This is a genomic window from Streptomyces sp. (assembly GCF_035645055.1).
Lineage (GTDB): Bacteria > Actinomycetota > Actinomycetes > Streptomycetales > Streptomycetaceae > Streptomyces.
The window spans coordinates 1-25,223 of sequence record NZ_DASQNH010000058.1 but is presented as its reverse complement, the minus strand read 5'-3'; the positions used below and the strand labels follow the sequence as shown (position 1 = coordinate 25,223).

Annotated in this window: 29 protein-coding genes, 2 tRNA genes and 1 other RNA gene; 12 read left to right on the top strand and 20 right to left on the bottom strand. The window is 72.9% G+C overall.

Annotated elements, in window-relative coordinates; all coding sequences use genetic code 11:
* Positions 1 to 9 precede the first annotated feature (9 nt).
* Positions 10 to 534: a MarR family transcriptional regulator gene (locus tag VE614_RS19980; RefSeq protein ID WP_324938599.1), complete on the bottom strand. Its 525-nt coding sequence runs from the start codon at positions 532 to 534 to the stop codon at positions 10 to 12.
* A gap of 224 nt (positions 535 to 758) precedes the next feature.
* Here VE614_RS19980 and VE614_RS19975 point away from each other — a divergent pair, with 224 nt between their 5' ends.
* Positions 759 to 953 (top strand): hypothetical protein, encoded by a 195-nt coding sequence (locus tag VE614_RS19975; protein ID WP_324938596.1) that lies wholly within the window; start codon positions 759 to 761, stop codon positions 951 to 953.
* Positions 954 to 984: 31 nt separating this feature from the next.
* Here the strand turns inward: VE614_RS19975 and VE614_RS19970 are convergent, their stop codons facing one another.
* From VE614_RS19970 to VE614_RS19930, 9 genes are all read right to left on the bottom strand, one after another.
* The gene (locus VE614_RS19970) at positions 985 to 1,140 is read right to left on the bottom strand and encodes a hypothetical protein (protein ID WP_324938592.1); all 156 of its coding nucleotides are present in this window, start codon (positions 1,138 to 1,140) and stop codon (positions 985 to 987) included.
* Between the two features lie 526 nt (positions 1,141 to 1,666).
* A complete protein-coding gene (locus VE614_RS19965) occupies positions 1,667 to 2,608 on the bottom strand; it encodes an RNA polymerase sigma factor SigF (RefSeq protein ID WP_324938590.1) in 942 nt (313 codons plus the stop codon).
* A gap of 339 nt (positions 2,609 to 2,947) precedes the next feature.
* Positions 2,948 to 3,808, bottom strand: a complete 861-nt coding sequence (locus VE614_RS19960) for an RNA polymerase sigma factor SigF (RefSeq protein WP_324938587.1) — start codon at positions 3,806 to 3,808, stop codon at positions 2,948 to 2,950.
* A 162-nt stretch (positions 3,809 to 3,970) separates the two neighbouring features.
* Positions 3,971 to 4,264 carry a Dabb family protein gene (locus tag VE614_RS19955; protein ID WP_324938584.1) on the bottom strand — a complete coding sequence of 98 codons (294 nt, stop codon included), beginning with the start codon at positions 4,262 to 4,264 and terminating at the stop codon, positions 3,971 to 3,973.
* Positions 4,261 to 4,440: a hypothetical protein gene (locus VE614_RS19950; protein ID WP_324938581.1), complete on the bottom strand. Its 180-nt coding sequence runs from the start codon at positions 4,438 to 4,440 to the stop codon at positions 4,261 to 4,263. Before VE614_RS19950 ends, VE614_RS19955 begins: the two co-directional genes overlap by 4 nt.
* Positions 4,441 to 4,531: 91 nt before the next feature.
* Positions 4,532 to 4,616 (bottom strand) — tRNA-Ser (locus VE614_RS19945).
* Between the two features lie 90 nt (positions 4,617 to 4,706).
* Entirely contained in the window at positions 4,707 to 5,138 is a 432-nt protein-coding gene (gene tadA / locus VE614_RS19940) for a tRNA adenosine(34) deaminase TadA (RefSeq protein WP_086167762.1), read from the bottom strand.
* Positions 5,139 to 5,206: 68 nt separating this feature from the next.
* A complete protein-coding gene (locus VE614_RS19935; protein ID WP_324938709.1) occupies positions 5,207 to 5,746 on the bottom strand; it encodes a hypothetical protein in 540 nt (179 codons plus the stop codon).
* A gap of 301 nt (positions 5,747 to 6,047) precedes the next feature.
* Positions 6,048 to 6,242: a hypothetical protein gene (locus tag VE614_RS19930; RefSeq protein ID WP_324938706.1), complete on the bottom strand. Its 195-nt coding sequence runs from the start codon at positions 6,240 to 6,242 to the stop codon at positions 6,048 to 6,050.
* Positions 6,243 to 6,353: 111 nt separating this feature from the next.
* Here VE614_RS19930 and upp point away from each other — a divergent pair, with 111 nt between their 5' ends.
* Positions 6,354 to 6,989: a uracil phosphoribosyltransferase gene (gene upp / locus VE614_RS19925; protein WP_086167719.1), complete on the top strand. Its 636-nt coding sequence runs from the start codon at positions 6,354 to 6,356 to the stop codon at positions 6,987 to 6,989.
* A gap of 208 nt (positions 6,990 to 7,197) precedes the next feature.
* On the opposite strand, the gene VE614_RS19920 is transcribed toward upp, so the two are convergent.
* Positions 7,198 to 7,836 (bottom strand): LytR C-terminal domain-containing protein, encoded by a 639-nt coding sequence (locus VE614_RS19920; RefSeq protein WP_324938703.1) that lies wholly within the window; start codon positions 7,834 to 7,836, stop codon positions 7,198 to 7,200.
* A gap of 131 nt (positions 7,837 to 7,967) precedes the next feature.
* Positions 7,968 to 8,264, bottom strand: coding sequence for a type II toxin-antitoxin system VapB family antitoxin (locus VE614_RS19915; RefSeq protein WP_004943146.1), 297 nt, complete (start codon positions 8,262 to 8,264; stop codon positions 7,968 to 7,970).
* A gap of 118 nt (positions 8,265 to 8,382) precedes the next feature.
* Here VE614_RS19915 and VE614_RS19910 point away from each other — a divergent pair, with 118 nt between their 5' ends.
* The gene (locus tag VE614_RS19910) at positions 8,383 to 10,029 is read left to right on the top strand and encodes a helicase HerA-like domain-containing protein (protein WP_324938577.1); all 1,647 of its coding nucleotides are present in this window, start codon (positions 8,383 to 8,385) and stop codon (positions 10,027 to 10,029) included.
* Positions 10,030 to 10,052: 23 nt separating this feature from the next.
* On the opposite strand, the gene VE614_RS19905 is transcribed toward VE614_RS19910, so the two are convergent.
* From VE614_RS19905 to VE614_RS19885, 5 genes are all read right to left on the bottom strand, one after another.
* On the bottom strand, positions 10,053 to 10,178 hold the full coding sequence (locus VE614_RS19905; RefSeq protein WP_324938574.1) for a hypothetical protein: 126 nt from the start codon (positions 10,176 to 10,178) through the stop codon (positions 10,053 to 10,055).
* A gap of 48 nt (positions 10,179 to 10,226) precedes the next feature.
* Positions 10,227 to 10,559, bottom strand: coding sequence for a hypothetical protein (locus tag VE614_RS19900; RefSeq protein WP_324938572.1), 333 nt, complete (start codon positions 10,557 to 10,559; stop codon positions 10,227 to 10,229).
* A gap of 221 nt (positions 10,560 to 10,780) precedes the next feature.
* The gene (locus tag VE614_RS19895) at positions 10,781 to 11,446 is read right to left on the bottom strand and encodes an HdeD family acid-resistance protein (RefSeq protein ID WP_324938569.1); all 666 of its coding nucleotides are present in this window, start codon (positions 11,444 to 11,446) and stop codon (positions 10,781 to 10,783) included.
* A 61-nt stretch (positions 11,447 to 11,507) separates the two neighbouring features.
* The gene (locus VE614_RS19890) at positions 11,508 to 12,101 is read right to left on the bottom strand and encodes an HhH-GPD-type base excision DNA repair protein (RefSeq protein ID WP_324938566.1); all 594 of its coding nucleotides are present in this window, start codon (positions 12,099 to 12,101) and stop codon (positions 11,508 to 11,510) included.
* Between the two features lie 78 nt (positions 12,102 to 12,179).
* Positions 12,180 to 12,620: an SIP domain-containing protein gene (locus VE614_RS19885; RefSeq protein WP_324938563.1), complete on the bottom strand. Its 441-nt coding sequence runs from the start codon at positions 12,618 to 12,620 to the stop codon at positions 12,180 to 12,182.
* 81 nt (positions 12,621 to 12,701) lie between these two features.
* Between VE614_RS19885 and VE614_RS19880 the strand changes: the two genes are divergently transcribed.
* From VE614_RS19880 to VE614_RS19865, 4 genes are all read left to right on the top strand, one after another.
* Entirely contained in the window at positions 12,702 to 14,792 is a 2,091-nt protein-coding gene (locus VE614_RS19880; RefSeq protein WP_324938560.1) for a penicillin acylase family protein, read from the top strand.
* Positions 14,785 to 15,411, top strand: a complete 627-nt coding sequence (locus tag VE614_RS19875; protein WP_324938557.1) for a GNAT family N-acetyltransferase — start codon at positions 14,785 to 14,787, stop codon at positions 15,409 to 15,411. Before VE614_RS19880 ends, VE614_RS19875 begins: the two co-directional genes overlap by 8 nt.
* A 58-nt stretch (positions 15,412 to 15,469) precedes the next feature.
* The gene (locus VE614_RS19870) at positions 15,470 to 15,943 is read left to right on the top strand and encodes a cupin domain-containing protein (RefSeq protein ID WP_324938553.1); all 474 of its coding nucleotides are present in this window, start codon (positions 15,470 to 15,472) and stop codon (positions 15,941 to 15,943) included.
* 160 nt (positions 15,944 to 16,103) lie between these two features.
* Positions 16,104 to 17,915, top strand: a complete 1,812-nt coding sequence (locus VE614_RS19865) for a copper resistance CopC/CopD family protein (protein WP_324938549.1) — start codon at positions 16,104 to 16,106, stop codon at positions 17,913 to 17,915.
* A 31-nt stretch (positions 17,916 to 17,946) separates the two neighbouring features.
* On the opposite strand, the gene VE614_RS19860 is transcribed toward VE614_RS19865, so the two are convergent.
* Complete coding sequence (locus VE614_RS19860) at positions 17,947 to 18,519, bottom strand: heme-binding protein (protein WP_324938700.1); 573 nt, start codon at positions 18,517 to 18,519, stop codon at positions 17,947 to 17,949.
* A gap of 256 nt (positions 18,520 to 18,775) precedes the next feature.
* On the opposite strand from VE614_RS19860, the gene VE614_RS19855 reads away from it, so the two are divergent.
* Both VE614_RS19855 and VE614_RS19850 read left to right on the top strand, forming a co-directional pair.
* A complete protein-coding gene (locus VE614_RS19855; protein ID WP_414719613.1) occupies positions 18,776 to 20,092 on the top strand; it encodes a sensor histidine kinase in 1,317 nt (438 codons plus the stop codon).
* Complete coding sequence (locus VE614_RS19850; RefSeq protein WP_324938546.1) at positions 20,089 to 20,733, top strand: response regulator transcription factor; 645 nt, start codon at positions 20,089 to 20,091, stop codon at positions 20,731 to 20,733. Before VE614_RS19855 ends, VE614_RS19850 begins: the two co-directional genes overlap by 4 nt.
* A gap of 27 nt (positions 20,734 to 20,760) precedes the next feature.
* Here VE614_RS19850 and VE614_RS19845 read toward each other — a convergent pair whose 3' ends face one another.
* On the bottom strand, positions 20,761 to 20,916 hold the full coding sequence (locus tag VE614_RS19845; RefSeq protein ID WP_324938543.1) for a hypothetical protein: 156 nt from the start codon (positions 20,914 to 20,916) through the stop codon (positions 20,761 to 20,763).
* Between the two features lie 191 nt (positions 20,917 to 21,107).
* Between VE614_RS19845 and VE614_RS19840 the strand changes: the two genes are divergently transcribed.
* On the top strand, positions 21,108 to 23,435 hold the full coding sequence (locus VE614_RS19840) for an ATP/GTP-binding protein (protein ID WP_324938540.1): 2,328 nt from the start codon (positions 21,108 to 21,110) through the stop codon (positions 23,433 to 23,435).
* Between the two features lie 87 nt (positions 23,436 to 23,522).
* Here the strand turns inward: VE614_RS19840 and VE614_RS19835 are convergent.
* Positions 23,523 to 23,610 (bottom strand) — tRNA-Ser (locus VE614_RS19835).
* Positions 23,611 to 23,682: 72 nt separating this feature from the next.
* Here VE614_RS19835 and ffs point away from each other — a divergent pair.
* An RNA gene (gene ffs / locus VE614_RS19830) (signal recognition particle sRNA small type) lies at positions 23,683 to 23,781 on the top strand.
* Positions 23,782 to 23,929: 148 nt separating this feature from the next.
* Positions 23,930 to 25,223: DNA polymerase III subunit gamma and tau (locus VE614_RS19825; protein ID WP_324938536.1), on the top strand; the 1,294-nt coding region annotated here is incomplete at its 3' end.

Genomic DNA, 25,223 nt, shown 5'->3' with positions numbered 1-25,223 from the left:
TTCCTTTTCTTACGTCGTTGATGCGGGTGTACGGGTGGTGGGAGCCGTGCGGTCGGCCGCGGCCCGAGGCGGTGCGGGGGGCCGCAGCGGGCGCTGCGGTGCGGCACGGCAGTCGTCGAAGCTCGCCCGCAGCCGGGCCATGAGCCGGGTGAGCTGGCCGACCTCGTCGTCGGTCCAGTCGCTCAGCCGCTCGGCGAGCAGCCGGGTGGTCCGCTCGGACAGCTCGTCCAGACGGGCCTCGCCGGCCGGGGTGAGGTGCAGGATGCGGGAGCGCTTGTCCGCCGGGTCGGGGGAGCGCTGGATCCAGCCCCGCTCGGCGAGGTGGGTGACATGGCGGCTGGTCACCGACATGTCCACGCTCAGCAGCTCGGCGAGCCGGCTCATCCGCATGTCGCCGTGCCGGCCGAGCAGCGTCAGCACGGCGGCGGAGCCGGCGGGGCAGTCGGCCGGCAGGATCCGTCCCATCTCCCGCTTCACGGCTCCGAAGGCACTGAACTGACGCACCAGCTCCGCGTACTGCGCCTGCTCGGCCATAAGGCATCTCCCGGATTCTTCGTTGCTTAGGGCAACCATAGAAATGGATGGTTGCCACAGGCAAATGAAAACGGGCATGCGGGGTATAAAAACTTGGCAAAGGCAAGTATTGGCGAGTGTAAAGGTGCAGGTGGGCGCGGATACGACGGCGATCCGGCGCACACCCTGGTCTTCGCCACCCCGGCCTTGGGCCGGACCCCGTCTCTTCGCTAGGGTCTCGGGGCATGGCCAACACCCAGAACCCCCAGGGCAACTACGACCCCGCGGGCAGCACTCAGATGTTCCGCGCGTTCGTCGACGAAGCGCCCCAGGCCCAGCGGCAGGCGTCCGCTCCGGCGGGCCCCCGCATCGGTCTGATCGTCGGTGTCGTCGTCGCGGTGGCGATCGTCGCCGCGGTCGCCTGGCTGGCGCTGAAGTAGCGTCCGGCGCCGGCGAAGCGCCTCGCTTCCCTTATTCGCCCTGGACGGACATCCCCTTCTCCACGCACACCGTCCAGTTCCGTTCCTCCCGCGCGCCGGCCGCGACCGGCGCCGGGAGGTCCACGGTGGACTCGACCGTCCCCCAGCCGACCCCCGGTGCGCCGATCAGGTGCGTCCCGAGGGTCACCGGGCCCCCGCGCACCGCGGTCCCACCGGTGTTCGGGACGGCGACCGTCACCTCCACGCATCAGCCGCGGCCGACCGGATCGTGGCGTCGTAGCACCGGGAGCCGGCGCCGGGCCCGGTGAACCGGGCGGTGCCGGACGGGTGCCCGCGAGGTCGTCGTCCGGGCTCTGTGCCGAGCCGCCGCCCGGGCGCCCAGCCGGGACCGGTCCCCACTGGGCGGGCTGCCGCGCGCAAGCGCCCCCTGTCGCCGACGGTTCGGCCCCGGTGCGGGAGCTGGGAGAACTCGCCGCAGCCGCGGGGGAGTCACCCGGCCCGCCCTCGCCGAGCGGCACCGGCCGTACGCCTCCCGTCGGCCGTACCGCCGTCTGCGCGCCCCGCGTCCGCCTCCCGCTCGCGACGCGTCCCCCGGATCCTCCGGATTCCCGCCGCCCGTGCCAGGACCACGCCCGGACGCAGGACGGCCGCCGACGCGCCGATCACGGCGCCTCGACGGCCACGCGTCCCTGCCTCGCCTCAGAAGAGGGGCATCAGTCGGAGATGAGTCCTTCGCGCAGCTGCGCCAGCGTCCGGGTGAGCAGCCGGGAGACATGCATCTGGGAGATGCCGACCTCCTCGCCGATCTGCGACTGGGTCATGTTGGCGAAGAAGCGGAGCATGATGATCCGGCGCTCGCGCGGGGGCAGCTTGGCGAGCAGCGGCTTCAGGGACTCGCGGTACTCGACGCCCTCCAGGGCACTGTCCTCGTAACCCAGCCGGTCGGCCAGTGAGCCCTCGCCGCCGTCGTCCTCGGGGGCCGGCGAGTCCAGTGAGGACGCCGTGTACGCGTTGCCGACCGCGAGGCCGTCGACCACGTCCTCCTCGGACACGCCCAGCACGGCGGCGAGTTCGCCGACCGTGGGCGAGCGGTCCAGCTTCTGGGAGAGTTCGTCGCTGGCCTTGGTCAGGGCCAGGCGCAGCTCCTGCAGCCGCCTGGGCACCCGCACCGACCACGAGGTGTCCCGGAAGAACCGCTTGATCTCGCCGACCACCGTCGGCATCGCGAACGTCGGGAACTCCACGCCGCGTTCGCAGTCGAACCGGTCGATGGCCTTGATCAGCCCGATGGTGCCGACCTGGACGATGTCCTCCATCGGCTCGTTGCGGGAGCGGAAGCGGGCCGCCGCGTACCGCACGAGGGGGAGGTTCAGCTCGATCAGCGTGTCCCGGACGTAGGCGCGCTCGGGACTGTTCTCGTCGAGCGCGGCGAGCCGCAGGAACAGGGAGCGGGACAGGGTGCGGGTGTCGATGTCTCCCGAGGCCGGCAGCACCGGGACGTCGGCCGGGACATCCGCCGGGGCGTCTGCCGTCGGGAGGGCCGGGGCCGGCACGGCCCCGAGGGCCGTAACGTCGTCGAGCACGTCGGGCTCGACGGTCGCTGCCTCGCTCTTCGTGAGCGTGAGCACCTTCGAGCTGCCCTGGTCTGCGGACATGCCACCCCCTTTGGGTCGCGGGACGGTCTGGCGGACGCTCCCACCGAGGAACGCAGCCTTCACCTGAATACCGGAGCCGAGGCACCGGCAAACGCGCTTCCGGCAGAATGTCACATGTCGGCAACACGCTGTAGTGACATGTCGACATGCAGGACGCGAATCCGCCCTGGAAACAAGCGGTCTGACGGCATTTCGGCACTTGGACGCCGGTGACAGCGCAGGTGAGCGATTCGCTCGCGACGGTGACCGGTGGATCAGGCTTTCGGTTGTGCGCCGGTTTGATTCACCCGGTGCGCAAACGGCCCCATACGGGCGTCCCGCACCGTCCGGCGCGGGGCGTCACGCCTCGATCCGGTTCGCCGACCGCAGCCGCTGGAAGCTGCGGGCGAGCAGCCGGGAGACATGCATCTGGGAAACGCCGAGCTCCGCGCTGATCTGTGACTGGGTCAGGTTGCTGTAATAGCGCAGCAGCAGGATCCGCTGTTCGCGTTCCGGCAGTTGCACCAGCAAGTGCCGGACGAGGTCGCGGTGCTCCACGCCGTCCAGTGCGGGATCCTCGTAGCCCAGCCGGTCGAGCAGGCCCGGCAGTCCGTCGCCCTCCTGGGCCGCCTCCAGCGAGGTGGCGTGGTACGACCGCCCGGCCTCGATGCAGGACAGCACCTCCTCCTCGGTGATCCGCAGCCGCTCGGCGATCTCGGCGGTCGTCGGGGAGCGCCCGAAGGCGGTGGTCAGGTCCTCGGTCGCGCTGTTGACCTGCACCCACAGTTCGTGCAGCCGGCGCGGTACGTGGACGGTGCGCACGTTGTCGCGGAAGTAGCGCTTGATCTCGCCGACCACGGTGGGCATCGCGAAGGTGGGGAACTGCACGCCCCGGTCCGGGTCGAAGCGGTCGATGGCGTTGATCAGCCCGATGGTGCCGACCTGGACGACGTCCTCCATCGGCTCGTTGCGGGAGCGGAACCGGGCCGCCGCGTACCGCACCAGCGGGAGGTTGGCCTCGATCAGCGCCCCGCGCACCCGGTCGTGCTCCGGTGTGCCCGGCTGGAGCTCCTTGAGCTGGGCGAAGAGCACCTGGGTGAGGGCCCGGGTGTCGGCACCGCGGCTGCGCGGTGCGGTTTCGCGCGATGCGGCTTCCTGGGGCGGCGCAGTACTGGCCGACACGGTCAACGCCACCTCTTCATCGATCAACTCATCCGTCAAAAGCGGTCATAGCATCACAAGACATGTGCACTGTGTGCAAGCACCCCATAACACCGTGTTGAGGGATGAGTTGAGATAAAAGCCATCGAAGAGGGCATGAAAAAGCCCCCCGCCGGACGGCGGAGGGCTCAGGCGCGGAGCGGCCGGGCGGCGTCCCGCGGCTCAGTACTCGTAGTCCGCGATCACCCAGGTGGCGAACTCCTTCCAGAGCGCCACCCCCGCCTGGTGCTCCGGATGCTCCACGTACCGGCGCAGCGCGTCGGCGTCCTCGAAGCCCGAGTTGATGGCGAAGTCATAGGCGACGGGCCGGTCGCTGAGGTTCCAGCCCAGCTCCCAGAAGCGGATCTCGGGGATCTTGCCGTCCAGCGCGCGGAACGCCTCGACGCCCTTCACCACGCGCGGGTCGTCGCGGTCGATGCCCGCGTCGAGCTTGAACAGGACCAAGTGGCGGATCATGACTTTCCTCCGTTGGCGACCCACGTCGCGAAGTCGCCCAGTGCCCCCGCGGCGTCCGATATGCCCTCGAAGCCTATCTGGACGTAGCCGGCGGCCCCCTCCGGGTCCGTGATGATCACGTAGAGCACGAAGACCACGACCAGATAGACGGCGATCTTCTTGGCGTTCACCGCCACCGCGGCCTCCCCTGTCACTCCTGTCACCGGTGTGCGTCGAGGGCTCATGATCGCACGAAGGGCCCCGTCTGACGACGGGGCCCTTCTCAAGCGGTAGCGGAGGGATTTGAACCCTCGGTGACTTGCGCCACACTCGCTTTCGAGGCGAGCTCCTTCGGCCGCTCGGACACGCTACCGAGGGAGACCTTACAGCACGCCGGGCCGTGGTCTGAAATCCGTTTCCCGGGGCATCCCGGCGCACGGGAGCCACCGGGGGCTCACGGGGCTCAGCGGGCGCGGAAGAAGTCCGTGAGCAGGCGTGCGCACTCCTCGGCGAGCACGCCTTCGATCACCTCGGGGCGGTGGTTGAGCCGGCGGTCGCGGACGACGTCCCACAGGGAGCCGGCCGCACCCGCCTTGTCGTCCCGGGCGCCGTAGACCACCCGGTCCACCCGGGACTGCACGAGGGCGCCCGCGCACATCGTGCAGGGCTCCAGCGTGACCACCAGGGTGCAGTCGGACAGCCGCCACTCGCCCAGCGCGGCGGCGGCCCGGCGGATCGCCAGGACCTCCGCGTGCGCGGTCGGGTCGCCGGTCGCCTCCCGCTCGTTGTGGCCGGCCGCCAGGACCGTCGTGCCGTCCGGGGCGAGCACGACCGCGCCGACCGGGACGTCCCCGCCCCGGGCGGCCAGTCGCGCCTCGTCCAGGGCGAGCCGCATGGCGGCCCGCCAGCGGTCGCGCACCGGGTCGACGGGACCCGGTGCGCCGCCGGTCACCGAAGGAGTGGTCAGCGGACCGCCTCCAGGACGTCCGCGGCCCCGAGGGCGTCGGCGATCGCGTTGACCGCGTCACCGTCCAGAGCCCGCAGCTCCTTCGCGTCGATGCCCAGGTCCTCCAGGAGGCCGGGGTCGCCGACCGGGCCGTGCGGCACCGACTCGGCGGAACCGACGGTCCCGGCGTCCTCGTCGGCGTCCGCGGGCTCCGGTTCGCCGTCCTCGGTGCCGTCGAGGTCGAGGGCGTCCAGGTCGGTCTGGTCGTCGCCGGGCTCCCGGCCGAGCAGTTCGTCGGTGAGCAGGATCTCGCCGTAGCTGCTGCGGGCAGCGGCGGCGGCTTCCGACACATAGATCCGAGGATCGTCCTCGCCGTCGACCCGGACGACGCCGAACCAGGCGCCCTCCTGCTCGATCAGGACGAGCACCGTGTCCTCGTCGGGAGAGGCTTCCCGGGCCAGGTCGGCCAGATCCGACAGGGTTTCCACATCGTCGAGCTCTGTGTCGCTCGCTTCCCACCCGTCTTCGGTGCGCGCGAGCAGTGCGGCGAAGTACACCGTGACTCTCCCACTGGTCATAGGCGTGCCGGTTGGGGGTCCCCCCGGCGGAGGTTACGGGCGGGGAGTTCAGGGCTCCGAGCCCCACCCACTCGGAATCGTGGCAGAAACAAAGCGTTCAGGGGACGTCTTCGGCCCCCTGTGTCCGGCTGTTTCGTCGCACGTCCGCGAACGACTCACCAGCAGACTCGTTGCCGCCACCTGCGGATCGTACGCGGCTTTCCGGTCCGTCCACGCACTCCCACCCCCACAACGTCCGTACGCGGCACGGATCTTCCCGCCGTCGCGCGCGCCGGCGCGGCTACCAGCGGAACGTTCGCATACGCATCGCGTGGCGCAGCCGGGCCACCTTGGCGCGGCGTGGCTGGACGCGGTCGCGGAGCTCCCGGGCCTCGGCGAGTTCCCGGAGGAACTGCGCCCGCCGGCGGCGGCGCTCCGCGTCGGTCTCCGGGCGGGACCCGTCGTCCGACGGATCGGGCGCGGGCAGGTCCGGCAGCTCGGGCACAGGCACACCTCCCAGTCCGTTCTCCACTTTCCCCCGGACGGCCGGTTTGACGCCACCGTGCGACGGGCGGAAGGGGACAGCGGGCGCGGTTACTGTTAGGGCATGCGTCTCCACGTCGTCGACCACCCCCTGGTCGCCCACAAGCTCACCACGCTGCGCGACCAGCGCACCGACTCCGCGACCTTCCGCCGTCTTGCCGACGAGCTGGTCACCCTGCTCGCCTACGAGGCGACGCGCGACGTGCGCACCGAGCAGGTCGACATCCAGACGCCGGTCGCCCGCACCACCGGCGTCAAGCTCTCCCACCCGCGCCCGCTGGTGGTGCCGATCCTGCGCGCCGGGCTCGGCATGCTGGAGGGCATGGTCCGGCTGCTGCCGACCGCCGAGGTCGGCTTCATGGGCATGATCCGCAACGAGGAGACGCTCCAGGCCTCGACCTACGCCACCCGGATGCCGGAGGACCTCTCCGGCCGCCAGGTCTACGTCCTCGACCCGATGCTGGCCACCGGCGGCACCCTGGTCGCGGCGATCCAGGAGCTGATCAAGCGCGGCGCGGACGATGTGACCGCCGTGGTGCTGCTGGCCTCCCCCGAGGGCGTGGAGGTCATGGAGCGGGAGCTGGCCGGAACGCCGGTCACGGTCGTGACCGCCTCCGTCGACGAGCGCCTGAACGAGCACGGCTACATCGTCCCGGGCCTCGGCGACGCCGGTGACCGGATGTACGGCTCGGCGGAGTAGCCCCTCCGGGGTTGGGCGGCACGTCGCCGGACGCGGCCGACACCGGCTCCCGGAGCGCGCCTCGCCGGCGTGGCCGCCACGGGCTTGTGGAGCGGCGCCTGGCCGGTGCGCGCGCCGCGAAGGGCGCGGGAGAGCGCCCGCCGGAACGCGGCGGCCCGGCCGGAAGCCCGCAAGGGGTTCACCTGCTCTTCCGCGCCGCCAGGAGGGTTCAGCAGGTCTTCTTCGCCGTCTTCGCCGTCGTCGTCGGCGTCGGCTCCGGGGCGGTCAGCGCGGCCAGGGCCTTGTCGGCGGCCGGTCTGGTGGCCAGGGACCGGTACGCGTCGCCGATGATCAGGTCGACGGCGCCGCCCGCCCGGGCGGCGTCGGTGCGGCGCTCGGCGGCCGGGAGCTGGGCGGCGAGTACCGGCAGCGAGGTGTTGAGGGCGGCTGCGGGACCGAGGAGGATCCCGGCGCCCTTGACCTTCTTGTCGTACTCCTTCGGCGCGTTCCCCACGTCCCCGATGCGGAAGCCGCGCTTCTTCAGCTCGTCGGCGGTCTTCTTGGCGAGGCCGGCGCGGGTGGTGGCGTTGAGCACGTTCACGGTGATCGCGCCCGGTTCGGGCAGCGCGGCGGTGGGTCGGCTCGCGCCGGGTGAAGGGCTGGCCTCGGTGCCGCAGTCGCTCTTTGTTCCGGCCGCGGCGGCCTTGTCGCCGTCGCCGGTGAAGACATCGATCAGCTGGAGGGTGCCCCAGCCGAGCATGCCGAGGACGGCGGCGGAGGCGGCGGCGAGGACCACGAGCCTGCCGCGCCTGCGGGGCCGGCGCATCCGCGGGTACTTGTCCCCCGTGATCCGGTATTGGCCGCCCATGCCGGGGGGAGTCAGCATGCTCATGGGCGCAGCGTAGTGCGCGCGGGCGGCGATGCCTATTAGATGATCACTCGACGTGGCGCGGGAATCGTGAAAGAACCCGAAAGGGCCAACCGGGGCCCGCGGACGGGTCAGTCCAGTTCGAGCACGCGTGCGTGCAGCACCTGGCGCTGCTGGAGGGCCGCGCGGACCGCGCGGTGCAGGCCGTCCTCCAGATAGAGGTCGCCCTGCCACTTCACGACGTGCGCGAAGAGGTCGCCGTAGAAGGTGGAGTCCTCGGCGAGCAGCGTCTCCAGATCGAGTTGCTGCTTGGTCGTCACGAGCTGATCGAGGCGGACCGGGCGCGGCGCCACGTCCGCCCACTGCCGGGTGCTTTCCCGGCCGTGGTCGGGGTACGGCCGGCCGTTTCCGATGCGCTTGAAGATCACACGGAAAGCCTACCGGTCCCGGCGTTCCGGGCGCAGCCATGAAGGGGGAGTGCGACGCTGGAAAAGATGCCGTGAACCGGGGCGAAACGGAAACGGGGGCCGATGTGAGAGGGCTGCCATGAGCGACCGCGAGATCCCGCCCGCCGCCCCCGCGCCCGAGGCGCCCACGCATGCTCCCGCGCTCCCCGCAAAGGCGCTGGAGATCGCCTCCGGATACGCGTTCACCGGGCCCGCCCTGGACCTGGGCGCGCTGCTCTGGGAGGGCCGGTGCCTGCCCGACGCGCAGGTACGCGTCCCGCTGCCGGTGCTCAACCGGCACGGTCTGGTCGCGGGCGCCACCGGCACCGGCAAGACCAAGACGCTCCAGCTGATCGCCGAGCAGCTGTCGGCGCAGGGCGTGCCGGTGTTCCTGGCCGACGTGAAGGGCGACGTCTCCGGCGTCTCCGCGCCGGGCGCGGACAACGACAAGATCCGCTCGCGTGCCGCCGAGGTCCGCCAGCGCTGGACGGCGACCGGTTTTCCCGCCGAGTTCTACGCCCTCGGCGGCCTCGGCCACGGCATCCCCGTACGGGCCACGGTCACCAGCTTCGGCCCGGTCCTGCTGTCCAAGGTCCTCGGGCTGAACCAGACGCAGGAGCAGTCCCTCGGCCTGATCTTCCACTACGCCGACGGCAAGGGCCTGGAACTGCTCGACCTGAAGGACCTGCGGGCCGTCGTCGCGTTCCTCACCTCCGACGAGGGCAAGGCCGAGCTGAAGGAACTCGGCGGGCTGTCGGCGGCCACGGCCGGGGTGATCCTGCGCTCGCTGACCGCGTTCGAGGCGCAGGGCATGGGCACGTTCTTCGGGGAGCCGGAGTTCGACACGGCGGAGCTGCTGCGGACGGCGCCGGACGGCCGGGGCGTCGTCTCCGTGCTGGAGCTGCCCGCCGTACAGGACAAGCCGCGGCTGTTCTCCACCTTCCTGATGTGGCTGCTGGCGGACCTCTTCCACGATCTGCCCGAGGTCGGGGACGTGGACAAGCCGAAGCTCGTCTTCTTCTTCGACGAGGCGCATCTGCTGTTCGGCGACGCGTCCAAGGCGTTCCTGGAGTCGATCACGCAGACCGTGCGGCTCATCCGGTCCAAGGGCGTCGGGGTCTTCTTCGTCACCCAGACCCCGAAGGACGTCCCCGCCGACGTCCTCGCCCAGCTCGGCAACCGGATCCAGCACGCGCTGCGCGCCTTCACCCCGGACGACCAGAAGGCGCTGAAGGCGACGGTGCGGACCTTCCCGGACTCCGCCTACGACCTGGAGGAGCTGCTGACCGGTCTGGGCACCGGGGAGGCGGTGGTGACGGTGCTGAGCGAGAAGGGGGCGCCGACACCGGTCGCCGCGACCCGGCTGCGGGCGCCCGAGTCGCTGATGGGCCCGGTCGAGCCGGCCGCGCTGGACCGGGCGGTGACGGGCTCCCCGCTGTTCGAGCGGTATGCACAGCCTGTGGACAGGGAGTCGGCCTACGAGAAGCTGCGACGGCGCGAGGAGCCGGAGCCGGAGCGGCAGCCGGAGCCGAAGCGGCGGCCGAAGGACGACAGGGGCGCCGGGGGCGACAAGGGCGAGAGGGGCGAGAGGGGCCAGAGGGGCCAGAGGGAACGGAGGGGTGACGCCTCCGTCGTCGAACAGGTCGTCGGCAGCGGCATGTTCAAGTCCCTGGCCCGCTCGATCGGCACCCAGATCGGCCGCGAGATCACCCGCTCCGTCTTCGGTACGGCCCGGCGCAGGCGCTGACCCGGCCGGGCCGTACCGGTTGCTCAGCGGCCCCGTTCCGGCACCGAGGGCTGCTGCGGGCGCGGCTTGTGCGCTTCCGGCTTCTCGGCGCTGCGCGCCGCCTCGGCGCGGACCAGGGCGCGCAGCACCGCGTACGGATCCATGGGCATGGTTGTGCTCCTTGTGTCGTGGTGATACCTGACCGGGGCGGGGCCCGATCAGCAGCGCAGCACCACGGAACGCAGGACACGGACGCGGTACGGAGGTACGGCCACCGCGGGGCGGCCCGCGGGGACGGCGGACGGGGCCGGACGGAGGGGATGAGCCGCGGGGGCCGGCAAGGGCCGCCGCGGCACGACGGGACGTCCGGTGCCCCGCGCGACCGGCCGCGGCGCCGCCTCGGTGAGATCGGCCTCGGCCACCTCGCCCGCCACCGCCGTGACCGGAATCCCGGTGGCGGCCACCGGCGCAGCCGGCATCAGCAACGCGAGCAGCAGCACGAGCAGCCGCAGCGGGATCCGGCCGCGCGCACGACTCGCCGCGATGCTCACGGAAGCCGTCTCCCCGGCGGACCCACGGCGCGCATGGCGCCACCCCCGAGATCCGCTCGCTCGGCGTACGCGGCGGGGGCGCGGCCGGTCCCGGGCGTACGGTGCGCCGGCCTGCCCGGACGCGGCTGCCCGGCGGGTCCGCGCGGGCGCGGCCATGTGGCCCGGGCGGGCCGGGGGTGACGCCGTGCCGCCGCTCGCGGACCCCGGCGTACCGGCGGCGCTCACCGTTCGTGCGGGACCTGCCGGGCCCGCGCCCGGATGCGGACGGCGGTGAGGATCTCGACGACACCGACCGCGATCAGCCAGCAGCCGCCGACCACGGTGAGGACGGCGAGCGACTCGAACGGGGAGACGATCAGAACGGCTCCGGCGAGGAAGGTGACGACGCCGAGCAGCGTCTGCCAGCCGCGCGCGGGCACACCGGGGTCGGAGGCGGCGGCGAGGGTCTGGGTGATGCCGCGGAACAGCCAGCCGATCCCGATCCACAGGGCGAGCAGCAGGATCGACTGCAGGGGGCCGCGGAAGCAGAGCAGGCCCAGCAGGAGCGACAGCGCGCCGCTGATGAACCCCAGGACGCGCAGCGCGGTCGTCTTGTGCGTGCCGAACGCGGAGACCAGCTGCAGGAGGCCGCTGAGGAGGAGGTAGAGGCCGAAGAGGACCCCGGCGGCGCGCAGCGACGCGCCCGGCCGGACGAGGACGAGGACGCCCAGGACCAGGGAGGCCACACCGGTGAGCAGCACGATCTGCCAGGCGGCGCGGGACAGCGCGTGCAGGGGGCCCTCGAACGGGGGCTCGGGTGCGTGACCGGCGGGTGCCGGTCCGGTGTGGTGGGTCCTGCGGTCGTCGTACTCGGGTTCCCACGGGGAGCCCGTCGGTGCCTCGGCCATGGTTCATGCTCGGACCGCGCGTACGCCCCCCGCCACCCGGGACGGGCCAGCCGAATGACCGCTACTTCTTCGCCGCCTTGGCGGCCTTCGCCGCCGCCTTCATCTCCTGTTTGTGCGCGCGCACCTTGGCCAGCGACTCCGGCCCGGTGATGTCGGCGACGGACCGGAAGGCCCCCGGCTGCCCGTAGTCGCCGGCCGCCTCCTGCCACCCCTCGGGCCGGACCCCGAGCTGCTTGCCGAGCAGGGCGAGGAAGATCTGCGCCTTCTGCCTGCCGAAGCCGGGCAGTTCCTGGAGCCGCTTCAGCAGCTCGCGTCCGCTGCCCGCGTCCCGCCACACGGCCGCGGCGTCACCGTCGTAGTGCTCCACGAGGTACTGGCACAGCTGCTGGATCCGCTGGGCCATCGAGCCCGGGTAGCGGTGCACGGCCGGCTTGTCGCTGAGCAGCGCGGCGAACGCCTCCGGGTCGTACGCGGCGATCTCGTGCGCGTCGAGGTCGTCGGCGCCGAGCCGCCGGGCGATCGTCGACGGCCCCTTGAACGCCCACTCCATCGGGATCTGCTGGTCGAGCAGCATGCCGACCAGCGCGGCGAGCGGGCTGCGGCCGAGGAGCGCGTCGGCGTCGGGGTCCTGGGCGAGTCGGAGGGTGACGTCCATGGAGCGATGATCTCGCGTCCGGCGACGGGCCGCGCGCCCGGCGGGGGCCGTCCGATGCCGCGCGCACGGCGGGAGCCCTCAGGCCGCGCGCCAGTACCCCAGCGCGTGCGTCCGCTCCTTCGGCACGGACAGCTCCTTGCGGACGTACGCCGCGAGGGTGCGGGTGGTCGCGGTGTCGCAGGCGATCCAGACGTACGGGTGCGGGGTGGCCCGCAGCAGCGCGGGCAGCTCGGCCCTGACCCGCTCGGCGAGCCGGGCGCCGCCGTCCTCGCGCGGCACGGTCCGGATCTCGTGCCGCCCGGCGTCCGCGCGGCTCGGCAGTCCGTCCGCCGGCCCTTCGAACCAGAGCCGGACCCACAGGGTCGGGTGGACGCCGGTGGCCGCGAGCAGCCCGCCGTCGGTGAGGTGCACCCGCCGGTAGTCCTCGGTGACGGCCTCGGCGCCCGTCACGGTGAGGACGTAGTCCTTTCCGCGCATCAGCCTGAGGACCGCGCCCTGCCAACCGTGCCCCTGCCCCATGGCGCCCCTTCACGCTTCGCGTACGATTCCGCCACGCAATGACTTAGGCAAGCCTAACCTAAAGCAAAGAGGGGTCACAGGGTGACGACAGAAAGATCCGGGACCCACGGGATCTACCGGGACAGCTGGGGTATCCCGCACCTACGGGCCGGCGGCGCAGCCGAACTCGCCCGCCTCCAGGGCCGGGTCACCGCCCTCGACCGCGCCTGGCAGCTGGAGATCGAACGCCACCGCGCCCAGGGCACCTCGGCGGCCTTCCTCGGCACCGACGCCCTCTCCTGGGACCTCCTCGCCCGCCGCGCCCGGCTCGCCGACACCGCCCGCCGCTGCTTCGACGCCCTCGCCGAACGCGACCCCGAGTCGGCGGACTTCGTCCGGGCCTATGTCGACGGCGTCAACGAGGGCCTCGCGGAAGGCGCCCGCCGCGCCCCCGAGTTCGCCGAGACCGGCCTGGCGCCCGGCCGCTGGGAGCCCTGGACCCCGTTCGCCGTCTGGCTGTCCACCCACCTCCTCTTCGCCGGCTTCCCCGCCAAGCTCTGGCGCGCCCACGCCGTACGGCACCTGGGGCCCGAGGCCGTCGGGCTGTTCGCCACCGACGGGCCCGGCACCTCCGGCAGCAACGGCTGGCTGGTGTCCGGCGAGCGCACCGTGACCGGACACGCCGTCATCGCCGGCGACCCGCACCGCTGGATCGAGGACCCCGGCGTCTACCAGCAGATCCGTCTGTCCTGCCCGGAGTTCGACGTCGTCGGCCTCGCTGTGCCCGGCGTCCCCGGCATCGCCCACTTCGGCCACACCGGCGCTGTCGCCTGGGCCATCACCAACGCGATGGCCGACTACCAGGACCTGTACGAGGAACGGCTGCGCCGCACCGGGGCCGGGGTGGAGGCACTCGGACCCGACGGCGGCTGGCACCGCGCGGCCCTGCACACCGAGTACGTGGAGGTGCGCGGTGAGGAGCGGGTGCCCGTCGAGGTGATCGAGACCGACCGGGGTCCGGTCGTCGCGGGCGGCCCCGAGGGCCTCGACGACGGCACCCCGCTCGCCCTCAGCCTGCGCTGTCCGCCCCGCGTCACCGCCGACCTCGGCTTCGGCGCCCTGCTCCCGCTGCTGCGGGCCCGCACGGTGGCCGACGTCGACCGGGCCTTCGACCGATGGGCCGAGCCGGTCAACGTGGTGCAGGCCGCCGACACCGAGGGCGGCACCCTGCACCGGGTCGCGGGCCGCGTGCCGGAACGGCCCTTCGCCAACCGTGTCCGGCCCGTCCCCGCCTGGGAGCCCGGCCATGAGTGGACCGGCTGGCAGCAGACGCCCCGCGCGGGCCTCACCGACGGCGTCGCCGTCATGGCCAACCAGCGCGGCCCCGCCGCCCCTCTCGGCGTCGAGTTCGCCCCGCCGCACCGCGCCGAACGCATCGCCGCCCTGCTCGCGCAGAAGGAGCGCTGGGCGCCCGGCGACATGCCCGCACTCCACATGGACACCCACCTCGCCTCCGCCACGCCCCTCCTCGACCGGCTCGCCGCCCTCGACGGCCTCACCCCCGAGGCGGAGCGGCTGCGCGACCGGCTGCTGCGCTGGGACCGCCGCATGGACGCCGGCAGCACCGACGCCGCCGCCTACGCGGCCGTGCGCAGCGCACTCGTCCGCCGCCTCGCCGCGCACCCGGCGTTCGCGCCGCTCAGCGAGGTGCCCGCCTACCCCGATGCCCTGCTGCCCTGGCTCAACCCCACCGTGCGCATCGGCTACGCCCTCGAACACCTCCTCCGCGCGGAGGAGCTGTACGGCATCGACCGCCCCGCCCTGGTCCGCGAAGCGCTGGAGGAGGTCGCGGGGGAGCCGCCGCGGGGCACGTGGGGCGACACCCACCGCCTCGCCCCCTGGCGGGCCCTGACCGGCACGTCGTACGACGAACCCGGCCTCTCCGGCGACCACGACTGTGTGCTGTGCACCTCCGCCGTCCCCGGCCTCACCGACCTGGCCGCCCGCGGACCGGCCGCCCGCTATGTGTGGGACCTGGCCCGTCGTGAGGACAGCCGGTGGGTCGTGCCGTTCGGCGCGTCCGGCGTGCCCGGCTCGCCGCACCACCGTGACCAGCTCCCCCTGTGGACCGGGGGAGAACTCGTCCCGGTCGTCACCGACTGGGACCAGCTCATGAAGGAGACCGATGTCTGAGAAGCCGTTGTCCGATCCCTATGTTTCACGTGAAACCGTCCACGAGGAGGTGATCGACGGCTTCGGCACCGTCCGCATCCTTCCCCTCGACGCCAAGGGTGACGCCGAGGTCGTCCATGGCTGGGTCAGCGAGGAACGGGCCTCCTTCTGGGGCATGAACGACCTGACCCGGGACCAGGTCGCCGACGTGTACCTGCACATGGACACCCTCGACACCCACCACGCCTTCCTCCTCGTGAAGGACGGCACTCCGGCCGCCCTGCTCCAGACCTACGAGCCGGAGGCCGACCGGGTGAGCGAGTGCTACGAGGTCGAGCCGGGCGACATCGGCGTCCACCTGCTCCTCGCCCCCACCACGGCGACGGGCGGCGCGCGTCCCGGCTGGACGGCCGGACTGGTGGCCGCCATCACCGCGTACGTCTTCCGCACCCTCGACCGGCGCCGGATCGTCGTCGACCCGGACGTGCGCAACGAGAAGGCCATCGCCCGGTTCGCGAAGCAGGGATTCCAGACGGGCCCGGCGGTGGTGCTTCCGGAGGTCGACCTGCCGGAGGTGTACCTGCCGGAGAAGCGGGCCCGACTCGCCTTCCTGCGCCGGGAGGCCGTCTCCCCCGCGTGATCCCGGGGAGACCGTCCGGATCGCCCGGGGGGACGGCCGTCGGAGTAGCCTTCTGGGGGTGACGCCCGAAGACCTGATCGCGCACTACGGACTCGAACCGATCCCGCGCGAGGGCGGCCTGTTCCGGCGCACCTGGGCCGGTCCCGAACGCCCCGACGGCCGCCCCGAGGGCAGCGCCATCGTCGCCCTGCTCACCCGGGACGACCACTCGGCGCTGCACCGCCTCCCCACCGACGAGATCTGGCACTTCTACCTCGGCGACCCCCTGGAACTCCTGCTGCTAGCCCCCGACGGCACCACCCGCACCGCCGTGCTCGGCCCGGACGTCCTCGGCGGCCAGCGGGTCCAGCTGATCGTGCCCGCCGGTACCTGGATGGGCGGCCGGGTCGCCGAGGGCGGCTCCTGGACGCTCTTCGGCTGCACCATGGCACCCGGCTTCACCTACGCCGACTACGAGCACGGCGACCCCGCCGACCTGACGGCGCGCTATCCGTCCGAGGCCGCGCGGATCACGGAACTCTGCCGTCCATGAGAAGGCTGGAAGGGCTGCTGGAGGGGCAGACCGCCCTGACGGCGGGGTGACGGCGCGGCCGACCTGGTGAGCGGCTGAACGCCCGGGCCGGGACAGCCGTATGACTCCTGAGGACTCCCGAGGAGTCCTGAGCGGCTCTCCCCGGAGGTGTACGGACCTGATGCACGAGGGCGGACGACTGCGCGGCTCCGCGCTCCTGACAGCGCTGCCGATAGCGCTTCTGACCCTGCTCGTCCTCCTGGGCTCCGCCGCCCCCGCCTCCGCGCACGCCGCGCTCTCCGGCACCGACCCCCGCGACGGCACCGTCCTGAAGACCGCGCCCCGGCAGCTCACCCTCTCCTTCACCGAGTCCGTCGGCCTGCTCGACGGCTCCGTGCGGCTGCTCGGCCCCGACAATCGTCGGGTCCGCCTCGGCGAGACGCAGCACGCGCCCGACGGCGACGACACGGTCCGCGTCACCCTGCCCGACGGCCTGCGCACCGGCACCTACACGGTGGCCTGGCGGGTCGTCTCCGCCGACAGCCACCCCGTCTCCGGTGCCTTCACCTTCTCCATCGGCGAACGCAGCCGTACGACGGCCCTGCCGGACACCGGCCCGCCCGAACACCCGGCGACCAAGGCCCTGCACACCCTCGCCCGCCACCTCGCCTACCTCGCCGTGGCCCTCCTCCTCGGCACCGCAGCCTTCGCCACCGTCTGCCGCCCGCCCGACCCCCGCCCGCTGCGCGGACTGCTCGCCACGGGCTGGTGGACCCTGCTCGCGACCACCCTCGCCCTGCTCCTCCTGCGCGCCCCGTACGAGACGGGCACGGCCCCCTGGACGGCCCTCGACCCGGACGGCCTGCGACGGACCGTGACCGGCCGCCCCGGGATCGCCCTGCTGTGCCGTCTGGCGCTCCTCCTGCTGCTCGTACGGCTGCCCAGGCGCCGTATGCCCTGGATCCACGCGGTGTTCGCCGTGGGCCTCGCCCTCACCTGGGCCGCCGCCGAGCACGCCTCCGCCGGGATCCAGGTACCGGTGGCGATGACCTCCTCGGTGCTGCACCTGCTGGCCATGGCGGCCTGGCTCGGCGGACTCGCCGCGCTGCTGGCCTGCCTGCGCCGCGACACCCTCCCCGCCGCGACCGTGCACCGCTACTCCCGTCTCGCCTTCACCTCCGTGACCGTCCTCGCGGCCACCGGCGTCTACCAGTCCTGGCGCGGCCTGGGCTCGCTCGACGCGCTCGGCCGGACCGCGTACGGCCGCCTGCTGCTGCTCAAACTCGCGGCGGTCGTGGTGCTGCTGGGCGCGGCGGCGGTGTCCCGGCGGCTGGTGCGGGAGCCGACGCGGACCAGGGACGTGACGGTCGTACGGGAGAAGGCGCCGGAGCCGGTGGGCGCGGCGGCGGCGGTCGCCCCAAAGGCAGCGGGGGGCCCGGTCGCCGACGCGCGCCGGGAGCCGCTCCCGGCCCCCGAACCGCGAGAGCCCGGCCCGCTGGACGCCCGCCCGGACCGGCGACGCCTGCGCCGCTCGGTCCTCGCCGAACTCGTCGTCGGCGCGGTGGTGCTGGCGCTCACGACCCTGCTGACCGGCACCCTGCCGGGCCGCGCCGCGGCCGAGGCGGCGGCGGCCGGACCGGTGACCGGGCTGCCGCCCACGACCACCACCAGCGTGCCCTTCGACGTCGGCACCCCCGGCGGCAGCGGCACGGTACAGATCACCCTCGACCCGGCCCGCACCGGCGAGAACTCCGTCCAGGCCGTCGTCTTCGCCCCCGACGGCGGCCTCGCCACCGTCCCCGAACTCCGGCTCGCCTTCACCCTCCCCGCCCAGGACATCGGCCCGATCGACGCGGAACTCGCCGACCGCGGCGGCTACTGGGCCACCGACACCCTCGACCTGCCGGTGCCGGGCAGCTGGCGGATGAAGGTGACGGTGCGGGTGTCGGAGTTCGACCAGGTGACGGTGGCGCGCACGGTGCGGATCGAGTGAACCCCGCGGTCTCCGTGGCACTCCGTGGCACTCAGCGGGCCAGCGCCGCCACGCCGGCCCGGGCGTACTTCTCGTCGAGGTCGCCGGAGGGTGCCCCGGCGACGCCGATGCCGGCGACGGGAGCGCCCTTGGCGGTGACGGGGGCGCCGCCCGCGAGGAAGAGCGTGCCGGGGATGTCCTTCAGGTTGGGCGTCTGCGCCAGGCGCTCGGCGAGTTCGGAGGTGGGGGCGTTCCAGGCGACGGCGGTGTACGCCTTCTTCTCGGCGGACTCGTAGGACTGGGGTCCGGCGCCGTCGCCGCGGAGGGTGACGAGCGTGTTGCCGTTGCGGTCGACGACGGCGACGGTGACGCGCCGGCCGTCCTTCTCGGCGGCGTCCAGCGCGGCCCGGGCGCCCTCGACGGCGGCGTCGATCGTCAGATGGGTGCTGTGCGTGAGGTTGTCCTGCGCGGCGCCCGACGCGGTGGCCGGGGCGCTCGCGGGAGCGGCGGCGCCGGTGGAGTCGGCGGCGTGCGCGGCGACCGTGCCGGTGGCGGCGACGGCGGCGAGCAGGGCGGCACCGGTCAGGACGCGGGCGCGGCGGGACAGCTTCTCGCTGTGCTTCATCGTGTTCTTGCTGTGCTTCATCGGGGGTGACCTTTCGTCGGTCGGCTCGTCGTTCGCTCGTGGAGCGGAACCGACCTCGATCCTCCGGCCGTATCCGGGCCCGTCCGGTCGTCGTAGGGGCTCGGCCGAGCGACCGGACCGGACGACCCGGGGGTCATCCGAACGGCTGACCCCGGATGGCCCGCCGGGGCCGACAATGGAGATGTTTGCCCAGTTCAGCCCCGTTCAGCGCGGAAGAGGAAGGAGGGAGAACCGGATGAGGCACCCGCCGGACGACGCGGTACGGGACACCGGACCGAACGCGGAGGACGCCGAGGCCGCCGAGGACGCGCAGGCCGAGGAGGCCGCGGAGGACGTCGGACAGGACGCCCGCACCGCCCTCACCGCCGTCATGCACACCGCATTCTTCGTGCTGCTCGGCGCCTCCCTCGCCCGCTACCTCGCCCGGCACGGCCCCGAACCCCGCACCCCCTGGGTCATCGCCCTCTCGGTCCTGCTGGCGGCGCTGTACGTGCTCGGCCCGGCGCTCGGCGCCCGCCTCACCGCGCGGCGGATGATCTGGCTGGGAGCGGTGGTGGCCACCTGGGCGACCCTGGTGGCCCTCGCCCCGAGCTTCGCGTGGTGCGCCGTCCCGCTCTTCTACACCGGCCTGCGCACACTGCCGCCGCGGGCCGCCGTCACCCTGGTCGCGCTGCTCACCGGCCTGGTGGTGGCCGCCCAGCTGGAACTGGCGGGCTGGGCCGACCCGAACGTCCTCCTCGCGCCCCCGGCGGTGGCCGCGATCGCCACGGCCGTCTTCGTCACCATGGAACGCCAGTCGGCCCGCCAGCGCGTCCTCATCGACGACCTGGTCCGCACCCGCCGCGTCCTCGCCGCCACCGAGCGCCGCGAAGGCATGCTGGCCGAGCGGGAACGCCTGGCCCGGGAGATCCACGACACCGTCGCCCAGGGCCTGTCCAGCCAGCGGATGCTGCTCCAGGCGGCGGACCTCCTCTGGGAGACCGACCCGGACACGGCCCGCTCCCACATCCGTACGGCCGCCTCGGTCGCCGAACACAACCTCGCCGAGGCCCGCCGCTTCGTCCACGACCTCACCCCGGCCGACCTGGCGAGCGGGGCGGGCCTGCGGGACGCCCTGGCCGCGCTGGCGGAACGGGAGACCGACGCCGCCCTCACGGTCCGCCTGTACACGGAGGGCACTCCCGCCGCCCCCCTCCCCGCCCTGGTCGAGTCGGCCCTGCTGCGCATCGCGCAGGGCGCCCTGGCCAACGTCCGCGAACACGCGGCGGCCACCACCGCGACGATCACCCTGACCTGCCTGGACGACCAGATCGTCCTGGACGTCGCGGACGACGGCCGCGGCTTCGTCCCCGGGACGGCGGGGGCATCCGGGACACCCGGTGCGCCCGGCGCACCGGTCCGCGGCCGCGACATCCGCGGTCACGGCCTCCCCGCGATCCGCGCCCGCCTGCGCCAGCTGGGCGGCACCCTGACGATCGAGTCGGCCCCCGGCGAAGGCACGGTCCTGTCGGCGGCGATCCCCCTGACCAGCCCACCCCCGGAGCCGGAATGACCGTACGGATCCTCCTCTGCGACGACCACGCCGTGGTCCGCGCGGGCCTGCGCGCCCTGCTGTCGAGCGCCCCGGACATCGAGGTCGCCGGCGAGGCGGCCACGGGCGAGGAGGCCATCGCCCTGACCCGCAGACTCCGCCCCGACGTGGTCCTCATGGACCTCCAGCTGGGGGAGGGCATGGACGGCGTCGAAACGACCCGCCGCATCCTGGCGGCGGAGGAACCGGACGGCGGGACCGGGACGACCCCGCACATCCTGGTCCTCACCACCTACGACACCGACGCGGACATCACCCGCGCCATCGAGGCGGGCGCCACCGGCTACCTCCTCAAGGCCGAGCGCCCCGAGGAACTCTTCGCCGCGATCCAGGCCGCCGCCGAGGGCCGCACGGCCCTCTCACCCCCCGTCGCCAGCCGCGTGATGTCCCAGCTCCGCACCCCCCGCCCCACCCTCACCCCCCGCGAACGCGACATCCTCGGCCACCTCGTCCAGGGCCTGACGAATCGCGACATCGCCCGCAGCCTCTACATCAGCGAGGCCACCGTCAAAACCCACCTCCGCCGCATCTACGACAAACTCGGCGTCACCACGAGAGCGGCAGCGGTGGCAGCGGCGAAGGAACAACGCCTGATCCCCTGATGCCCTGATCCCGGCAGACGGCGCGGGTCAGCCGCCGCGCAGCCACCACACCAGCAGGCTCACCATCCCCGAACCGGCCGCACCGGCCGCGCCGAGGGCCGCTTGACGGGCGAGACGGTGCCAGAAGGCCGCCCGGGCGGTCCGGGGCCGTGCGGCGTGGCCGGGCTTGGCATCGTCGGTCATGGTCATGGTCTTCCTCTCGCTCACGATCGGCGCGTGTCGGCTCCGATCGTGGTTCATCGCGGCGGGTCGGAGGGCCCCGAAAGCCGCTGCCGGTGTTGCCATCCGGGATGGCAGCACGCGCGGGTGTTGCCATCCGGGATGGCAACACCACTTCGGTACAAGGCGAGTTGGAGCGCCGCGATACTGGCGGGATGTACGACGGACAGGTGCGCACCCCTGCCGAGGTGGCCGTGGCCATCCCGGTCCGACCGGTCAATCTGGCCCCGCTGAAGGACGGTTTGCCCCCGGAGCGGCAAGCGCTGGCAGAGAACCTGCGCCAGATCTTCCTCGTGCTCGGAATCAGCGTGCGGCGCTACGCGGCACGCCGGTTCCTCAACGCGAGCTCCGTGACCCGCTACCTCAACGGTGAGCGGGTCCCGCCGTGGGACTTCGTCGCGGGCGTCATCGCGGATGTCCAGGAGGTCCAGGCCCCCCTCACCCCCGAGGCGGAGGCGGCCCTGCGGAATCTGCACCGGGCGGCGCTGAAGAGCAACCAGCACAGCAGCGAGGTGCAGGCCCTCCAGGACAAGCTGGCCGATGCCGACGAGGAGACCCGGCGGATCACGACTCGGCAGCGCGCCCTGGAGGAGGCGCTGCTGGACCGGGAGGCCCGCCTGGCGAGCGTGCGGGGCCGGTGCCGGAATCTGGAGACGCAACTGGAGGAACAGCGCCTCGCGCACCGGGGCGAGGTGGAGCTGTGGCAGGGCGAGTACGCACGGCTCCAGGAGGAGAGCGGTGACCTTCAGGAACAGGTCATCTACCTGCAGGAGGCCCTGGCGGTCACCCGCGCCGAACTGATCGCCGCCGAGGACCGGTGCCACCGGCTGGAGGCCAGGCTCGAAACCCTTCAGGAGCTGGGCGGGGACGAGCGGGAGGACGACGGTCTCCCCTCCATCATGGTGATGCTGGAGGAGGCGGACCGCAGGTCCTCGGTGCCCGAGCTGGTGCGGGCCGTGGGGGACCTGGAGCTGCGTACCCGGAAGGCCATGGCGAGCGAGCTGGTGAGATCGGCCAGCCAGTCGCGCACCATCGAGGAGGTGGCGGGCCTCCTCTCCGCCCTGCGGCAGGCGGGGTTCGACGCGCACGCGCAGACCGCGCTGCCCGCCATGGTGATGGTCCGCTCGGTCGACGACACCAGCTCCCTGGCCCGGGAGCTGTTCCGGGAGGGCCTCGAGGAGTACGTACTGATCCTGGTGCAGGCGTCGGTGAAGTTCCACCAGCCCGAGGACGCCGCCGACTTCGCCCTCGCGCTGCACCGGGCGGGACTTCCCCAGCATGCCGAGGGCCTGTTGGGGGCGGCGGCCGTGGTCCGCCCGGTCCCCGACGTGGTGTCCGTGGCGCTCACTCTGGCGGGTGGCGAGCTCGACGACGCGGTGGTCGCCTCGCTGTCCGCGGCTGCCGCCCAGCGGCCGGTGTCGGACCTGGTGACGCTGAGCATCGGACTGCGCGAGGTGTGCCTGGCCCGGTACGCCGACGCCCTGCAGCGGGCGGCGGCGGCCGGCCGGTCCGCGGCGGACGTGGCCGAGTTCCTGCGCTCGCTGGCCCACCACGGTCTGGAGCGGGATGCCGAGTCCGTCTTCGACCGGACCCAGAACCGCAGCGTCGGGCATCTGATCCCGCTCGTCCTGGCGCTGCGGGACGGCCGGGCCTGGTCGGTGCTGGCGCGGGCCGGGGAAAGCCGTCCCGTCGATGACGTCGCCGTCCTGATCAGTGAACTCTATATGACCGGGCGCCATCAGTTCGCGGCGAACCTGCTGGTCCTGACGGTGCGGACGAGAGCGGTGAGCGAGATCGTCCAGCTGCTGGAGCTGCTGGGCCGTATGGCTCCGGGGCTGGAGTCGATCATGCGGACGGCGGCCCGGGTCCTCACGCCCGCCGAAGCCGCCGCACTGCTCACCTGGCTGGAGCGCCACGGACTGGACGAGCCTGCCGAGGCCGTCTTCCGCTGCACGGTGCACGACGAGCTGGTCGGCCAGGCGGGCCTCTTCCTCGCGGCCCTCGCCGAGGCCGGATCGGCCTACGCCAGCCGGCACGTCCTGTGCCGCCACGCCGGCACCATGGACCCGGCGACCCTGGCTCCCCTGCTGCTGGCCCTCGAAGCGGCCTCGCTCACCGCACATCTCGACGCGATCATCCACGACCGGTACGTCCACTGCCCGATCGTCGACGTCGCCCTGCTGGCCAGGCGGCTCGACTCGGCCGGCGGCGTCCGCCCGCGCGTCGAACGCGTGCTGGAACGGCTCGTGCACCACACGGTACGGACGCGCTCGCTCACCGATCAGGCGGTCCTCGTCGACACCCTCCAGTCGGCCGGACTCGGCACCCTCGCCGAACGGCTCACCACCGTGGCCCTGAGGGCACACGGACGCCGCTTCAAGGAACAGCTGACCCGGGAGCAGACCAAGCACGAGCAGAGGGTCATGTCCCGCGCCTTCTGGCTCCCCGACCGCCCTCGCCGGCACCGGAACGAGGGCGCCTAGAGCTTTACGGGACGGCGCCCCGACGGACATGTCGAAGGGCCCCACCGCAAGCGGTGGGGCCCTTCGACATCGTGCCCGGTGAGGCACTGGCGGAGGATACGAGATTCGAACTCGTGAGGGGTTGCCCCCAACACGCTTTCCAAGCGTGCGCCCTAGGCCTCTAGGCGAATCCTCCGTCGAGAACATTACATGACCCGAGGGAGTGCTCGCGAACTCGTTCTCGCAGGCCGCCATCGGGTAGGCTGTGCGCAGCCCCTCACGCGGCGCTATCTGACTGAACTCCCCCAGGGCCGGAAGGCAGCAAGGGTAGGTCGGCTCTGGCGGGTGCGTGGGGGGCGCTTGCGTTGCCGGGGGCGGATCTTCCCGGTGACTGAGTGCGGATCTTCCCGGCGACCGAGATGGATCTCCTCTCTGACCGAGGTGGATCTCTCCCGCGGCCGCGGTGGATCTTCGGGCGGGTCCGGTTGTCAGCGGGCGCCTATAACCTCGTATGCGTGTCGTCTCTCGCGCTGTACCGCCGCTATCGCCCGGAGTCGTTCGCCGAGGTCATCGGGCAGGAGCATGTCACCGACCCGTTGCAGCAGGCGCTGCGGAACAACCGGGTCAATCACGCGTACCTGTTCAGTGGTCCGCGCGGGTGCGGCAAGACGACCAGCGCCCGGATCCTGGCCCGCTGTCTGAACTGTGAGCAAGGTCCCACCCCGACGCCCTGCGGGGAGTGCCAGTCGTGCCGGGACCTCGCCCGCAACGGCCCCGGGTCGATCGACGTCATCGAGATCGACGCCGCGTCCCACGGTGGTGTGGACGACGCCCGTGAGCTGCGCGAGAAGGCCTTCTTCGGCCCCGCCTCCAGCCGGTACAAGATCTACATCATCGACGAGGCCCACATGGTCACGTCGGCCGGTTTCAACGCGCTCCTCAAGGTCGTCGAGGAGCCCCCGGAGCATCTGAAGTTCATCTTCGCGACCACCGAGCCGGAGAAGGTCATCGGGACCATCCGGTCCCGGACCCATCACTACCCGTTCCGGCTCGTGCCGCCGGGCACCCTCCGGGAGTACCTCGCCCAGGTGTGCCAGAAGGAGGACATCCCCGTCGAGGAGGGCGTCCTGCCGCTCGTCGTGCGGGCCGGCGGCGGTTCCGTGCGTGACTCCATGTCCGTCATGGACCAGCTGCTCGCCGGTGCGCGGGAGGAGGGTGTGACGTATGCCATGGCCACCTCCCTCCTCGGCTACACCGACGGCTCGCTGCTGGACTCCGTCGTCGAGGCCTTCGCCACCGGTGACGGCGCCGCCGCCTTCGAGGTCGTGGACCGGGTCATCGAGGGCGGAAACGACCCGCGCCGGTTCGTCGCCGACCTGCTGGAGCGGCTGCGCGACCTCGTGATCCTCGCCGCCGTGCCGGACGCCGTCGAGAAGGGGCTCATCGACGCCCCCGCCGACGTCCTGGAGCGGATGCAGGCCCAGGCCGGTGTCTTCGGCGCCGCCGAGCTGAGCCGCGCCGCGGACCTCGTCAACGAGGGTCTGACCGAGATGCGAGGCGCCACGTCCCCGCGCCTCCAGCTGGAACTGATCTGCGCCCGTGTGCTGCTGCCCGCCGCGTACGGCGACGAGCGGTCCCTGATGGCCCGCCTCGACCGCATCGAACGCGGGGTGAACTTCTCGGCGGGCGGCGGCGCGCCCGCCATGGGATACGCACCGGTGCCGGACGCCCACGCGGGCCCCGCCGTGCCCGTCCCGCCGTACGGCGGCGCCGCCGCGGCCCGCGCCGCCGTACGGGGCTCCGGGGCAC

Coding starts and splice junctions, on each gene's coding strand:
- tadA (WP_086167762.1), bottom strand. CDS start 5,138: ATGCGGCTCGCCCTGGACGAGGCGCGACTGGCCGCCCGGGGCGGGGAC.
- VE614_RS19845 (WP_324938543.1), bottom strand. CDS start 20,916: ATGACCGACGATGCCAAGCCCGGCCACGCCGCACGGCCCCGGACCGCC.
- VE614_RS19980 (WP_324938599.1), bottom strand. CDS start 534: ATGGCCGAGCAGGCGCAGTACGCGGAGCTGGTGCGTCAGTTCAGTGCC.
- upp (WP_086167719.1), top strand. CDS start 6,354: ATGCGTCTCCACGTCGTCGACCACCCCCTGGTCGCCCACAAGCTCACC.
- VE614_RS19910 (WP_324938577.1), top strand. CDS start 8,383: ATGAGCGACCGCGAGATCCCGCCCGCCGCCCCCGCGCCCGAGGCGCCC.
- VE614_RS19865 (WP_324938549.1), top strand. CDS start 16,104: ATGCACGAGGGCGGACGACTGCGCGGCTCCGCGCTCCTGACAGCGCTG.
- VE614_RS19905 (WP_324938574.1), bottom strand. CDS start 10,178: ATGCCCATGGATCCGTACGCGGTGCTGCGCGCCCTGGTCCGCGCCGAG.
- VE614_RS19840 (WP_324938540.1), top strand. CDS start 21,108: ATGTACGACGGACAGGTGCGCACCCCTGCCGAGGTGGCCGTGGCCATC.
- VE614_RS19850 (WP_324938546.1), top strand. CDS start 20,089: ATGACCGTACGGATCCTCCTCTGCGACGACCACGCCGTGGTCCGCGCG.
- VE614_RS19975 (WP_324938596.1), top strand. CDS start 759: ATGGCCAACACCCAGAACCCCCAGGGCAACTACGACCCCGCGGGCAGC.
- VE614_RS19885 (WP_324938563.1), bottom strand. CDS start 12,620: ATGGGGCAGGGGCACGGTTGGCAGGGCGCGGTCCTCAGGCTGATGCGC.
- VE614_RS19955 (WP_324938584.1), bottom strand. CDS start 4,264: ATGATCCGCCACTTGGTCCTGTTCAAGCTCGACGCGGGCATCGACCGC.
- VE614_RS19890 (WP_324938566.1), bottom strand. CDS start 12,101: ATGGACGTCACCCTCCGACTCGCCCAGGACCCCGACGCCGACGCGCTC.
- VE614_RS19895 (WP_324938569.1), bottom strand. CDS start 11,446: ATGGCCGAGGCACCGACGGGCTCCCCGTGGGAACCCGAGTACGACGAC.
- VE614_RS19860 (WP_324938700.1), bottom strand. CDS start 18,519: ATGAAGCACAGCGAGAAGCTGTCCCGCCGCGCCCGCGTCCTGACCGGT.
- VE614_RS19875 (WP_324938557.1), top strand. CDS start 14,785: ATGTCTGAGAAGCCGTTGTCCGATCCCTATGTTTCACGTGAAACCGTC.
- VE614_RS19965 (WP_324938590.1), bottom strand. CDS start 2,608: ATGTCCGCAGACCAGGGCAGCTCGAAGGTGCTCACGCTCACGAAGAGC.
- VE614_RS19855 (WP_414719613.1), top strand. CDS start 18,776: ATGAGGCACCCGCCGGACGACGCGGTACGGGACACCGGACCGAACGCG.
- VE614_RS19920 (WP_324938703.1), bottom strand. CDS start 7,836: ATGGGCGGCCAATACCGGATCACGGGGGACAAGTACCCGCGGATGCGC.